The organism is Rhizobium sp. PP-F2F-G48 (assembly GCF_004342335.1).
Lineage (GTDB): Bacteria > Pseudomonadota > Alphaproteobacteria > Rhizobiales > Rhizobiaceae > Ferranicluibacter.
Genome location: NZ_SLVH01000001.1, coordinates 655403 through 668666, shown reverse-complemented (window position 1 = coordinate 668666; position 13264 = coordinate 655403). Strand labels below are relative to the sequence as shown.

General features: G+C 65.0%; 13 protein-coding genes. 6 read left to right on the top strand and 7 right to left on the bottom strand.

Annotated features, from left to right (window positions below; all coding sequences use genetic code 11):
* The first annotated feature begins 304 nt into the window (after positions 1-304).
* Positions 305-481, top strand: a complete 177-nt coding sequence (locus C8J36_RS24745; protein WP_162242405.1) for a DUF2735 domain-containing protein — start codon at positions 305-307, stop codon at positions 479-481.
* A 108-nt stretch (positions 482-589) separates the two neighbouring features.
* Here the strand turns inward: C8J36_RS24745 and C8J36_RS03035 are convergent, their stop codons facing one another.
* Both C8J36_RS03035 and C8J36_RS03030 read right to left on the bottom strand, forming a co-directional pair.
* A complete protein-coding gene (locus C8J36_RS03035) occupies positions 590-1609 on the bottom strand; it encodes a YihY/virulence factor BrkB family protein (protein ID WP_082476868.1) in 1020 nt (339 codons plus the stop codon).
* A gap of 30 nt (positions 1610-1639) precedes the next feature.
* Entirely contained in the window at positions 1640-1981 is a 342-nt protein-coding gene (locus tag C8J36_RS03030; protein WP_132532502.1) for a hypothetical protein, read from the bottom strand.
* Positions 1982-2092: 111 nt separating this feature from the next.
* Here C8J36_RS03030 and C8J36_RS03025 point away from each other — a divergent pair, with 111 nt between their 5' ends.
* The 3 genes from C8J36_RS03025 to C8J36_RS03015 all read left to right on the top strand — a co-directional run bounded on the left by C8J36_RS03025 (position 2093) and on the right by C8J36_RS03015 (position 4618).
* Positions 2093-2695, top strand: a complete 603-nt coding sequence (locus C8J36_RS03025; protein WP_245506433.1) for a DNA-3-methyladenine glycosylase — start codon at positions 2093-2095, stop codon at positions 2693-2695.
* Between the two features lie 91 nt (positions 2696-2786).
* Positions 2787-2939 carry a hypothetical protein gene (locus C8J36_RS03020; protein ID WP_062592638.1) on the top strand — a complete coding sequence of 51 codons (153 nt, stop codon included), beginning with the start codon at positions 2787-2789 and terminating at the stop codon, positions 2937-2939.
* A 176-nt stretch (positions 2940-3115) separates the two neighbouring features.
* Positions 3116-4618, top strand: a complete 1503-nt coding sequence (locus C8J36_RS03015; protein WP_132532499.1) for a PAS domain-containing protein — start codon at positions 3116-3118, stop codon at positions 4616-4618.
* A 21-nt stretch (positions 4619-4639) separates the two neighbouring features.
* Here C8J36_RS03015 and C8J36_RS03010 read toward each other — a convergent pair whose 3' ends face one another.
* Positions 4640-5431, bottom strand: a complete 792-nt coding sequence (locus C8J36_RS03010; protein ID WP_132532496.1) for an aldolase — start codon at positions 5429-5431, stop codon at positions 4640-4642.
* 16 nt (positions 5432-5447) lie between these two features.
* On the bottom strand, positions 5448-6152 hold the full coding sequence (locus C8J36_RS03005; protein ID WP_132532493.1) for a haloacid dehalogenase type II: 705 nt from the start codon (positions 6150-6152) through the stop codon (positions 5448-5450).
* 91 nt (positions 6153-6243) lie between these two features.
* Between C8J36_RS03005 and C8J36_RS03000 the strand changes: the two genes are divergently transcribed.
* Positions 6244-7101: a LysR family transcriptional regulator gene (locus C8J36_RS03000; protein WP_132532491.1), complete on the top strand. Its 858-nt coding sequence runs from the start codon at positions 6244-6246 to the stop codon at positions 7099-7101.
* Between the two features lie 59 nt (positions 7102-7160).
* On the opposite strand, the gene C8J36_RS02995 is transcribed toward C8J36_RS03000, so the two are convergent.
* The 3 genes from C8J36_RS02995 to C8J36_RS02985 are packed head-to-tail and all read right to left on the bottom strand — an operon-like array spanning position 7161 to position 12399.
* Positions 7161-10253 carry an efflux RND transporter permease subunit gene (locus C8J36_RS02995; RefSeq protein ID WP_132532488.1) on the bottom strand — a complete coding sequence of 1031 codons (3093 nt, stop codon included), beginning with the start codon at positions 10251-10253 and terminating at the stop codon, positions 7161-7163.
* Positions 10250-11317: an efflux RND transporter periplasmic adaptor subunit gene (locus C8J36_RS02990; RefSeq protein WP_132532485.1), complete on the bottom strand. Its 1068-nt coding sequence runs from the start codon at positions 11315-11317 to the stop codon at positions 10250-10252. The genes C8J36_RS02995 and C8J36_RS02990 overlap by 4 nt, the downstream gene beginning before the upstream one ends.
* Complete coding sequence (locus C8J36_RS02985) at positions 11314-12399, bottom strand: efflux RND transporter periplasmic adaptor subunit (RefSeq protein ID WP_165914930.1); 1086 nt, start codon at positions 12397-12399, stop codon at positions 11314-11316. Before C8J36_RS02985 ends, C8J36_RS02990 begins: the two co-directional genes overlap by 4 nt.
* Positions 12400-12527: 128 nt before the next feature.
* Here C8J36_RS02985 and C8J36_RS02980 point away from each other — a divergent pair, with 128 nt between their 5' ends.
* A complete protein-coding gene (locus tag C8J36_RS02980; protein WP_062592621.1) occupies positions 12528-13181 on the top strand; it encodes a TetR/AcrR family transcriptional regulator in 654 nt (217 codons plus the stop codon).
* Positions 13182-13264 lie beyond the last annotated feature (83 nt).

The window sequence follows — 13264 nt, the reverse complement described above, 5'->3', positions numbered from 1 at the left end:
GCCGATTATTCTGTGTGTTCCAGCGCAGGAAACCGCAGCCTCGTCGCCTCCCGCTTGAAAAGATGCAGCAATTTGCGCCCTGCAGCACAGCACTTCGGCAGCCGGGCGGAACCCTGCAGGACCACGGCGAGGTGATACGGGGAAAATGCAGGCAGAAAAAATGCGCATTCAGCGCGAAATTGGCCGCCGAAGCGAAAATTGCGCGAAAACCCGACAGGAAATTGATTTATTTTTAGACATTCAGCGCAAAATATGTGCATATGAACGTCATATACCTCGGACACAGAAAAAGGGAGCCGATGCCATGCCAATGACACCACAGCGCCAGTCGGCAACGATCTACCAATTCCCGGTTGGAGGCCTGAAAGGGTTGAACAGCTGGAAGACGGCCCCCGACGTCAAAGTCGAGACCCCCGCCTCCCCTGTCATCATCGACAGCTGGTATCACGAAGCCGCCATGAACGAGACGAAGCCCCAGTAAGGGTCGACATGCCATATTCTTCGAAACGTTAGGAGCGATTGCCGCAGGGATGCGACAGTCGCTTTTTTCATGATCGCGACATGCGGGCCTTGGACGGTTCGGTGCGGCTCAGGACGCGGGATCGCCGATCGTGTCGGCCACATAGGCACCGCGCTCTCCCATCGGCCTTGGATGCCCAGTGGTCGAATCGATCGTGGTCTGGTGCTCCAGCTCCGCATTGATCTCCGCCCCGACGATCAGGATGATCACGGACATCCAGGTCCACACCATGAAGCCGATCAAGGCGCCGAGCGTGCCGTAAGTCGCGTTGTAATTGGCGAAATTCTCGATGTAGTAGGAAAAGCCGAGCGATGCACCGAGCCAGGCGAAACTGGTGAAGGCGGCGCCCCAGGTGAGCCAGCGGAGTTTGGCCGTCTCCCGGCTCGGGCCGTAGCGATAGAGCATCATCGTGGCAAAGCAGACGATCGCCAGCATCAGCGGCCAGCGCGCGAAACGCGCCAGAAGCTCAACCCATCGGTCGAGCCAGAGAAACGCCAGAACGGCCGGCAGGATGCCGATCGCCGAGATGACGACGACCGCGACGCCGAGCGCACCGAGCGTGAACAGCAGCCCCAGACCGGTGAGCTTGAAGAACCCGCGCTTCTCGGTCTCGCCATAGGCGATGTTCATCGCGTCGAACAAGGCGCGCATGCCGTTATGCGCGCTCCAGAGGGCGACGCCGAGACCGAACACGAAGCCGATCGACAGCGTTGATGCCTTCTGTGTGGCGAGCGTCTTCAACTGTTCGAGAATGATATCGAGCGAGCCGGTCGGAACGACATCGGCAAGCAGGGTCACCTGTGCGCCGATCGCACCGGGATCCGCGACGAAACCGTAGATGGAGACGAGAGCGGCGAGCGCCGGGAACAACGCGAGCAGGAGATAATAGGTGACCCCGGCCGCAATCAGCGTCACGCGGTCCTCGCTGATCTCCGCAATCACCCGCCAGAAGACGTCCTTCAGCCCATGAAAGGGAATGGCGGACGGCGTCTCAGCGAGCCGCCCACGGATATCGCTTTCCGGAGCCTGATCCCCGAGCGATACTGCGCCGCTTACTGCCTGCCTTCCGGCCTGATGTCCGTCTGCCATGAAACCCTCTCTCGGTCTTATGAGTGAGACTTACGGCTGTTGCGGCGGATTTCCATCCTTGGGCAGTTCATTTGGCGTGATCACCGGCATCTGGCCGGTCTGCGGTGCAGGCTCGACGATCTCGCTATCGCCGACGGCCGGTGGCTTGAGCACGCCGTTGCAGTCGTCGAGTTTTTCGGTCAGCGAGCCGCTGCCGGGATTTGCGTTCGGCGCCGTCCCCTTCTGCGGCGTGCCGACGGCGCACTCGCCCTGCTGCGCCTGGGCGAAGGCGGCACGGGTGGGCACGATCACGACGGACAGGACGGTCGCCGTAAAAGCTGCGGCGCCGGCGGCGGTCAGCAGCGCGTTTCGAGTGGAAGACTTGACGAGCATGGGAAATCTCCTTTTCCTCCCCAACGAGAAATCGTGCCGGATCGTTCCCTTGGGTTCGCGCCAGAGGACGATCCGCCCCCCCTCGCTCAAAGGGCTGGACCACAGACGACCATGATGATCCACGCCGATTTTTTCGACCGTTCCGCTGTCGATGCCGCTCGCGACCTCGTCGGCGCGTCCCTGCTTGTCGACGGGATCGGCGGCGTCATCGTGGAAACCGAAGCCTATGAGCCGGACGATGCGGCCTCCCACAGCTTTCGCGGTCCGACGCCGCGCAACCGCGCCATGTTCGGGCCGCCGGCGCATGCCTATGTCTACCGATCCTATGGCATGCACTGGTGCGTGAATATGGTCTGCCGCCCGGGGAGCGCCGTGCTCGTTCGCGCGCTGCAGCCGATATCCGGCCTGCAGGCGATGGTGGATCGCCGCGGGCTCGACAATCCGAGGCTCCTCTGCGCCGGGCCGGGTCGCCTCTGCCAGGCGCTCGGCATTAACGCCGGTCATGACGGCCTGTCGCTGCTGGCCGCGCCCTTTCATCTTTCAGCAGCGAAATCGCCGGTCGACATCGTCGCGGGCCCGCGGATCGGCATCACCAAGGCAATCGATCATCCCTGGCGGTTCGGTCTGGCCGGCTCGCTGTATCTCAGCCGCAGCTTTGCGGCGAAGAAACGCGGTCCGATGCCGGCGTCAGGCGAACCGCACGTCGAGGATTGACAAAGTCGCGGCTCGCCACATTTTCCGGATCGAGACCTGAATGACCCAACCGCCCGAATAACCCAACCGAATCTTGTCCGAAGGAGAAACCATGCGCCCGATCTTCATCGCCATCCTCACCATCTCCGCCCTGACGCTTGCCGGCTGCGGCAACACGGCCAACGGCTTGAAGCGTGACGGTCAGGACAGCAGCCGCGCTCTTGACGACGCGTCCAGCCGCGTGCTGTCGACGGGCAAGAAATAAGGCCGAGAGATCTCCGAGGCGGCCCTTCCCGGGCCGTCTCGCACGATCCATCGACGTCCGGCCGATCATGACGCCCCAGATCCTCCGTTTCCCCAAGTTTTTGACTCGGATATTGTTTTTTTAAATGGCCGCCCTGAATTAACCGTCTAGGAGAAAGGCCACCGAGAGGACAGTCATTGAACGACGTCACAGAGCATCAGCGTATCGAGGCCCAGATTGCCCGGAGGGATGTCGGGCACGACCCCTTTGCAGCAGCGGTGCGCGCAACGCGCATGCCCATGCTGATTACCGATCCGTCGAGGCCCGACAATCCGATCGTGTTCGTCAACGAAGCCTTCCTGCGCTTCACCGGCTACGAGCGTCACGAGATCATCGACAAGAACTGTCGCTTTCTCCAGGGCCCGGAAACCGACCGCGACGATATCCAGAAAATTCGCGATGCGATCGACAATCTGTATCCGATCGAAATCGATGTCGTAAACTACAAGAAGAACGGCGAAAAATTCTGGAATCGCCTGCTGATCTCGCCCGTGTTCAACGAGGAGGGCGACCTTACCTATTTCTTCGCGTCGCAGCTCGATGTCACGATGGAGCGCGACCGGGTCGTGCGGCTGGAACGGGACCGCGACCTGCTGGAGGGTGAAGTCCAGAAGCGCACGGCCGAACTGAAGCGCAACGAGACGCAGCTTCGCTTTGCCATGGAAGCGGGCCATCTCGGCTACTGGACCCTCAATATCGCGACCATGGATCTCGTCGCCTCACCGGACTGCAAGGCGAACTTCGGCTTCGCACCCGAGCAGGATTTCACGATCAGCGATCTCCTGAACGCCGTCCTGCCGGAGGACCAGGCGCGGGTCCACGAGGCCTTTCGCAACGCCGTGGAACGCCACGAGGAGTACGACGTCGAGCATCGATGCGTCCTGCCCGATGGTCGGCTGCGCTGGGTGCACATCCGCGGGCTGGTCTACTACGAGCAGGACGGTCACGCGTCGCAGATGTCCGGCCTGTCGGTGGACATCACCGACCGCAAGCGCACCGAGGAGGCCCGCGCCATCACCGTGCGGGAACTCAGCCACCGCATGAAGAACCTGATGACCACGGTGCAATCCGTGATCAACCAGACGCTTCGTCAGGCCCCGGACAAGGAAGCCGCCGGCAAGGCCATCACGTCGCGCCTCCAATCGATCGGCGCTGCACAGGACCTGCTGGTGTCCGGCAACTTCGCGGGCGCCGATCTCGGCCGCATCGTGCGCGCGACGCTCGATCCGTTCTGGGACAGCTATCCGAACCGGATCGATATCGACGGGCCGGATCTGCAGGTCTCCTCCAATCTCGTGCTGACGCTCGCCATGGCGCTGCATGAACTGGCGACCAACGCCATCAAGTACGGCGCGCTGTCCAACCTCGCCGGACGCATTCGCGTGCGCTGGCATGCCGTGCCGGACGCGCCGCTGAAACGCCTGAAGCTCACCTGGGAAGAGCGCGACGGACCGCCCGTCGCACCCCCGACCAGCCGCGGCTTCGGCACGCGCATGATCGAACGCGTGCTGTCCAACAGCCTCGGCGGCAGCGCCGAACTGCGCTTCGACGTGACGGGCGTGGTCTTCACCATGGACGCGCCGATCGGCGACGAGGACGAGGACGAGGACGAGGACGGCGAGGAAATGCACCCGCGCTGAGCGCGGCCTTCGCCGAATGCCTCAGCCCGTATAGTCCGGTTGCTGCCGGTCCAGAACCCGCCGCACGCTTTCCAGATGGAGCCTTGCACTTTCCGGGTCGCCCTCGCGCATCTGCCGTGCGGCAAGGGTCGCGATCTCCGGCGAGACCGGCAGCAGACGGCGCCCGGTGCTCATCGCCTTCAGCTGCACCTCCGCCGCGCGCTCGAGGTAGTAAAGGTCGTCCCATGCCTCCGCGATCGTCGGCCCACAGACCATGACCCCATGGTTCTTCATGAACAGAATGTCCTTGTCGCCCAGGACCGCCGCGATGCGGTCGCCTTCGCTCTCGTCCAGCGCCAGCCCGTTATAGGCCGCGTCCACGGCGACGCGACCGTAGAATTTCAGCGCCGTCTGCCCCGCCCAGACCAGCGGCTCGCCTTCGACCATGCTGAGCGCGGTCGCGTTCGGCATATGCGTGTGAAAGGCGGCGCCGACGCGTGGGTTCTGCTTGTGCAGCCGGGCATGAATGTAGAACGCCGTCGCCTCCGGCACCCCGTCGCCCGCGATCACATGGCCCTCGAAATCACAGACGAGCAGCGACGAGGCGGTCGCCTCCTGAAACGCCCAGCCGAGCCGGTTGACGAGGAAGAGATCGGGATGCCCGGGCACCACGGCGGAAAAATGGTTGCAGATACCCTCCTCCAGCCCGAGCCGCGCCGCCATGCGCAGGCAGGCGGCAAGATCGGCACGCGCCTGCCAGATCTCGTCGGTCTCCAGCGACACGTTGCGCAGCAAGGCAGGGCCGGTCTTCGGGATCGTCAATTCATGCGCCATATCGGCCTCCAAAGTCTCATGTCATCCATCCAGCCGCCCGGAGCAGGCCGGGCACGTGGTCGAGTGAGGGGACGCGCGCCTCCGGGCGGTAATCCGAAGGCGGCTTGCGACTCGTTCCACGGTCGATCCAGATCGTACGAAAGCCCAGATTGCGCGCCGCGACAAGGTCGAGATGCGGACTGGCGCAGATATGCACCAGTGCGTCGCGCGAAATGCCGAGGCTGTCCCAGGCATGCTGAAAGATCTGCGCCGTCGGCTTGTAGGCGCCGGCCTGCTCGGCCGTGATCACCCGATCGATGACCCCTCCGAGCTGGGAGACGTTTCCGGCGATGATCGCATCGTCCGTGTTGGAGATGATCGCGAGCTTGAATCCGGCCTCCTTGAGCCGGCGAAGCGTCTCGACCACCTCTGGAAAAGGCGGCATGCGGCCGATCGATCCGGTGAGGATCTCGGCATCCGCGGCATCGAAGCGGAGACCGAACGCCGCCATCGTCTTTTCCAGGGCGAGCGCGCTGACCGTGCGGAAAGATCGGTGCGGCCGCTCCGCTTCCAGCGCGTGCTCGTGACCGTCGAAGGTCGCAATGAAGGCTGCGGGATCGACGGTCGCAACTTCGTCCGACAGAATTGTCTCGATCGCCGCCATCAGCCCCTCGTCCCACTGGATCAAGGTGCCGTAGCAATCGAATGTCAGCCATTCCGGCCGTGGTCCGGATAATGTCATCCCGGGTTCTCCTTTCCGTTCCGGCTCATGTTGACAAAGATCGACGTCATCGGGAAATTAAATGTACCGATAAACCGAATTACGGAATCCGATGAGCTACCCGTTCGACCTCGACCTGCTGCGCACATTCGTAGCCGTCATCGACAGTGGCGGTTTCACCCGCGCGGCCGAGCGCGTCTTCCTCACACAATCCACCGTCAGCCAGCAGATCAAGAAGCTGGAAACCGGCCTGTCCCAGACCCTCATCCTGCGCGACCGGTCGAGCGGGACGCTGCAGACGACGGAAGCCGGCGAGCTGCTCCTGAGCTATGCCCGCCGGTTGCTGGCCACGGCCGACGAGGCGACGGAGGTGATGCGCCGACCCTCGGCACCACGCACGGTACGGCTCGGCGTTCCCGAAGATTTCGCCGGTCGGCGGCTGATCGATCTGCTGTCGGGCTTCGCCGATGCCTCGCCGCATCTTCGCCTGGATACGACGAGCGGCTGGAGCACGGGCCTCGGGCGGCTTCTGGAGGCGGGCGAGATCGATCTGGCGCTGGTCAAGCGCGAGCCGAGTGTGGGCGCCTGTCTCGCGAGCTGGAAGGAGGACCTCGTCTGGATCGGCAGCGAGAACCGCGCCGTCGAGGACGACATCGTGCCCCTCGCCGTCTTCCCGGTCGGCTGCATCTACCGGGAGCGCGCCATGCGCGCTGTGGAACGCAGCGGTCGGCGCTGGCGGATCGCCTATACCAGCCAGGGCCTGATGGGCGTGCAGGCCGCCGTCGCCTCCGGTCTCGGCGTCAGCCTCGTGCCGGCCAATGCCGTCCTGCCGGATCATCGGCGGCTGACGCCGGCCGAAGGCTTCGAGCCGCAACCCGCAGCGGAACTCGCTTTGGTGAAGGGCCGCGCGACGCTCGGACCCGAAGCGCAGGACCTCGCCGACTTCATCACGCGCAACCTTTCGCTCTGACGAAAACGCCGCCCGTCGGGTGGAGGGGCGGCGCTGCAAGATTGGGGCGCGGAAGGCCTTCAGGTCTGGGGCTGGGGCGCCGGATGGACATCCGCCTTGGGCTCGGCCTCCGGCGTGTCCTCGTGGATGCGGAACCAGGCGACGTAGAGCGCCGGCAGGAACAGCAGGGTGAGGATCGTGCCCACGATGATGCCGCCGATCATGGCATAGGCCATCGGCCCCCAGAAGATTTCACGCGCGATCGGGATGAGCGCAAGGCTGGCCGCGGCGGCCGTCAGCATGATCGGCCGCATGCGGTGCTCGGTCGCCTCCACCACCGCCCGCCAGGGCGCAACCCCGTCCCGACGCAGCGTCTCGATCTGGTCGATCAAAATGACCGAGTTGCGGATAAGAATACCGATCAGCGCGAGGATGCCGAGAATGGCGACGAAGCCCATCGGCGCGCCGCTCGGCAGCAGGGCCGCGACGACGCCGATGATGGCGAGCGGGGCGACCGCGAAGACGAGGAAGAGGCGGCTGAAACTCTGCAGCTGGATCATCAGGATCGTCGCCATGACGAACAGCATCAGCGGCACGACGGCGGCGATCGGCCCCTGGGCCTTGCCGCTTTCCTCGACGGCACCGGCCACCGCAATCGCGTAGCCGGGCGGCAGTGTCGCCTCGAACGTCTTGACCGCCGGGGTAAGCTCGGCCACGGCCGTTGCCGGCTGCACCTTGTCGATCATGCCAGCCCGCACGGTGACCGTGGGAATGCGTGAGCGCGTCCAGATCAGCGGCTGCTCGACATCGTAGCGGAACGTGGCGACGGCTGCGAGCGGCACGGACCGCCCGTCGCCGACCGGAAGCTGCAGGTCGCGCAGCGTCTCGATCGAGCTGCGCTCGGCCTCGACCGCGCGTCCGACGATGTTGACGAGATAGATATCGTCGCGCACCTGCGTCGCTGTCGTGCCGCCGACGATGCCGTTGATGGTCGTCGCGATGGCCTGCGAGGTGATGCCGAGCTGGCGCGCCTTGTCCTGCTGAACGTCGATCTTGACCACGCGGGACGGCTCGTTCCAGTCGTAGGCCACGTCGCCGAGATGCTTATTCTCGCCGACGATGTTGCCGAGATCGAGTGCGAGCTGCCGCACCGTCTGGATCTCCGGCCCGCTGACGCGATAGGCGACGGGACGGCCGACCGGCGGACCGATGTCGAGCAGCTTCACATAGGCATCCGTGCCGATAAAGGTCTTCTTGAGATAGGCCTCCAGATCGCCCTTCAGCCGGTCGCGCGCCTCGATGCTCTTGCTGACGATGATCGTCTGCCCGAAGGCCGGGCTGTTCGGCTGCACGTCGAACGAGAGAACGAAGCGGACCGCGCCCTGCCCGACATAGCTCGACCAATGCTCGACGTCCGGATTGCCCTTCAGCTTTTCGTTCTCGAACTGGGCGATCTGGCGCTGCGTCTCGCGGATCGAGGCGCTCTGCGGCAGGTTCCAGTCGATGATCAGCTCGTTGCGGTCCGACGAGGGAAAGAACTGTTGCTGCACGAACTGCATGCCGTAAACGGAGCCTGCGAAGACGATCAGCGTGACGGCGATGGTCACCCAGCGAAAGCGCATGCAGATCAGCAGAAGGCGCGAGAAGATCCGGGCGACGATGCCCTTGGAGCCGTGATGCTGCTTCATCGTCTTCGGCAGCATCAGCACGCCGAGAAGCGGGGTGAAGAGCACGGCTACGATCCAGGAGAGGATCAGCGATGCGGCGATCACGATGAACAGGGTGAAGGTGAACTCGCCGGCCGCACTGTTGTTGAGGCCGACCGGAATGAAGCCGGCGACGGTCACCAGCGTGCCGGTCAGCATCGGGAACGCCGTGGACGTGTAGACATAGGTGGCGGCCTTGCGCAGGTCGTCGCCCGCCTCCAGTCGCGCCACCATCATTTCCACCGCGATCATCGCGTCGTCCACCAGCAGGCCGAGCGCGATGATGAGCGCGCCGAGCGAGATGCGCTGCAGCGAGATGCCGAGATATTCCATGATGACGAATGTCATCGCGAGCACGAGCGGGATCGCCACCGCCACCACCAGCCCGGCCCGCAGGCCGAGGCTGACGAAGGAGACCGCGAGCACGATGGCGATGGCCTCGAACAGCGCGCGCGTGAAGCCCGACACCGCCTCGTCCACGATCTTCGGCTGATCGGACACCAGATGCGCATCGATGCCGACCGGCAGCTTCTGCTCGATCGTGTCCATGCGTTCGGTCAGCGCCTCGCCGAAGGCGAGAAGGTTGGCGCCCTGCTTCATGTTGACGGCCAGCGCGATCGCCGGCTCGCCATTGTAGCGGAAGATCGTGCTCGGCGGATCGGCATAGCCACGGCGGATCGAGGCGACGTCGCTCAAGCGGAAGAACTGGTCGTTGACGCGCAGATTGAGGTTGCGCAGGCTTTCCTCCGAGGAAAACTGGCCGGAAACGCGGACGCTGATGCGCTCGGGGCTATCCTGCATGACGCCGGAAGGCGCCACCGCATTCTGGGCCTGCAGCGTATCGACCACGCTCTGCTGGTCGAGCCCGAGGGCGGCGAGCTGCCGCGAGGAGAATTCGAGGAAGATCACCTCGTCCTGCGCCCCGATGATATCGACCTTGCCGGCATTGGGCACGGTCAGCACCTCGGCCCGCACGGCTTCCACCGTGTCGCGAAGCTCGCGCTGCGAAAAGCCGTCGGAGGTGAAGGCGTAGATATTGCCGTAGACGTCGCCGAAGCTGTCGTTGAAGAACGGCCCCTGAACGCCCGAGGGGAAACTGCCCTTGATATCGCTGACGAGATTGCGCACCCGCACCCAGGTCGGCGCGACCTGGGCTGCCGGCGTCGTTTCGCGCAGATAGACGAACACGGTCGTCTGCCCGGCCACCGTCTGGCTCTTGGTGTAGTCGAGCTGCGGCAGTTCCTCGAGCTTCTTCTCGATGCGCTCCGTCACCTGCTTGATCGTATCCTCCACCGTGGCGCCGGGCCACTGGGCGGTGATGATCATGGTCTTGATGGTGAAGGACGGATCCTCCTCGCGTCCGAGATTGAGGTAGGACAGGAGGCCGGCCAGCGAGAAGACCAGCATGAAATACCAGAGAAGCGAGCGGTGCCCCAGCCCCCAGTCCGACAGGTTGAACGGCTTCATTTCAAATCTCCGGAAATGCGGATTTTCTGCCCGTCGGTCAGGCTGTTGACCCCGGCGACGACGACGCGGTCGCCGCGCTTGAGGCCGGACGAGATGGAGACGCGGCCACTGCCGGCGTCACCGGTCGTGACCTCGCGCATCGCGACGGCCTCGGTGCCCTCCGGGATGATCCAGACGAAGGTCTTGCCGTCGCGCGTGACGATGGCGGCCGCCGGCAGCAGCAGTTCGGACGGGCGCGTGTCCGGCAGCGTGACGGAAATGACGGAGCCGAGACGAAAGGCGGCAGGCGCCGCCTGCAGCGCGATGCGGATGCGTTGCGAGCGGGTGACCGGGTCGGCCGAAGGCTCGATCCGCCGCACCCGGCCTTTGACGACCGTCGTCGGATCGGACTGGAGGACGACGCGGAAGGGATCGCCGATCTTGGCGCCAGACGCAGCGGACGACGGAAGATCGACCACCGCATCGCGAAGATCGGGCCGCGCCACCGTCACCACCGTCTGTCCGGCCGCCACCACCTGGCCGGGCTCGGCGGCCGTGCTGGTGACCACGCCGGTATAGTCGGCGGAGATTTTCGCGTAGCTCAGCCGCTCCTTCGCCTTGGCGAGGTTCGCCCGGGCCCGAACCTCGGCGGATTGCGCGGCCTGCGCCGCCTGCACGGCATCCTCGACGGCGGCCTGCGACACGACCGTCTTGGCAAAGAGGCCCTGCTGGCGCTGCTCGACGACGCGGGCATTGTTGGCGGACGCCTGGGCGCTGACGAGCGACGCCTGCGCGGCCTGAACGTCCTGTTCGAGCGCCGTCGCTTCGAGCACGGCCAGCAGCGTTCCGCGCTCCACGGGATCGCCCACCTGGACATTGCGCGAGATCATGCGCCCGAGGATCTGAAAGCTGTAATTCGTGACGATCTGCGGCTCGACGGTGCCGGCAAAGGACAGAGGCACCGAATTTGTCTCTTCCAGCACCAGCGACTTGACCGGCCGCGGCGGTGGCGGCGCCGTTTCGCCGTCGTCCGAGCAGGACGCGAGCATCAGGGCGAGCGGCAGGAGGATAAGGACGGGCTTCATGGGGCGCTCCCCTCGGCAAGAAGGACGGTCTGGCCCTGACGCAGGAGCTTGGTGCCATCGACGACGACCCGGTCGCCGGCCTGCAGCCCCGTGGCGATGATCATCGCGTCGGTCTGGTACTCGGCAACCGTCACCGGCCGGAGCGACACGGTGGTCTGGGCAGGATCGAGGACCCACACGGCAGGCTTTCCGCCGGACGCGGCAAGCGCGCTTGGCGGCAGCGTGAAGGCCGGCGGGCCGGCGAGCGAGACCGTGCCCCGCACGACCGAGGCGAGCGTCATGGCGGCCGGCGGCCGGTCGAGCCCGACCTTGACCCGCACGGTTCCCGTCTGCCGATCGACCGTCGGCGCGATTTCGCGCACCGGGCCGCGCGCGACGATGGAAGGGTCGGAGGCGAGACTGACGGTCACCTCCGGCGGCTCGCCGCTCCGCAACAGGGACTCGTAGATATCGAAGACCGCATCGCGCGGTCCATCGACCGCAACCGAGAAGACGGCCTGCGCCGCCTGCACCGTCTCGCCGACATCCGCATTTCGCGCCGTCACGACCCCGTCCGCGTCGGCTGTGAGCTTCGTATAGGACAGCGTCTCCTCGGCATTGGAGAGCGCCGATTCCGCCGATTTGACCGAGGCGCGGGCGACCTTCAGGTTCTCTTCCGCCAGATCATAGGTCGTCTGCGCCGTGGAGTTCGCGCGGAGCAGCGTCTGCTGCCGGGTAAAGGCCGCCGTGGCATGCGACAGGTCCGCCGTGGCGGCTGACAGCGTCGCGCGGGCCGATTCGAGATCGGCTTGCTGCACCTCGTCGTCCATCTGGGCAAGCAGCTGTCCCTTGCGCACGGCATCGCCCACATCGACCAGACGCTCGATGATGCGTCCGCTGGTGCGGAAGGACAGATGGGTCTCCGTCCGCGCCGCGATCGAACCCGTCAGGCTGATCTCGGTCACGGAAGGCTTGGGGGCAACGGTCTCGATGCGGACGCGCGGCAGCGGCTTTGGCGGCGGCACCTCATCGTCGGAACAGGCGGTCAGCGACGTCACCGCCAAAGTCGCGGCAAGCGCCATGCGGGCGAAGGAGAAGGTCATGATCGGATCCATATTGCCGTTCTGCCCGAGGAAGAGGCCGAAGAACAGGCCGATCGGACTTGACGAGAAACCCTGCGGTTTCCTATCAATAGAAAACCCATCGGTTTCCGTAAGTCAAGAGGGACCTCATGAGCTGCTTCGGAATCGGCAAGAAGAGAGGACCGGGCCGTCCCGCGACCTTGAGCGAGGAGGACCGCCGGGACCAGATCCTCGACGCGGCAGAACATTGTTTCGTGTCTCAAGGCTATCGCTCGACCCAGATGAACGATGTCGTCAAAGCCTGCGGCATGTCGAAGAAGACGGTGTATCGCAGCTTCGGGACGAAGGAAAACCTGTTCGTCGCCCTGATCGACCGCGTCATGCACGAGGACATCACGCTGGACATGCCCGAAGAGGATCAGGCGGCCGATGTCGTCATCGCCGACGTCCTGTCGCGCCTTTCGGCCTTCGTGCTCTCGGATCGCCAGGTGAGCATCGCCCGCCTCGTCATTTCGGAAAGCGCGCATGCGCCGGAACTCGCCGGCGCCTTCCACGACAACGGCCTGCGCTGCTGCAAGGAAAAACTCACCGATATCATCGCGCGCCTGCAGGCGACGGGCCGCCTGAACGGCGACCGTCCGGCGGACCTTGCAAGCCTCCTGGTCGGCGCCGTGATCGGCGAATCGCTGGTGACCGCGCTGATCAGACGGCCGCAACCGATGACAGACCGGGAACGCGAGGGCCGCATCGAACACCTGCTCGCGCTCGTCCGGCCCGCCCTGATGCCCGATAGGGCACCTTGAACGGTCGGGAAACCGCGTCCCCGCCCCTTCGATTAAGGGAGTGCGACGGCCGACGTCGCAGGAACGCCGTGAAAAACGCGCCC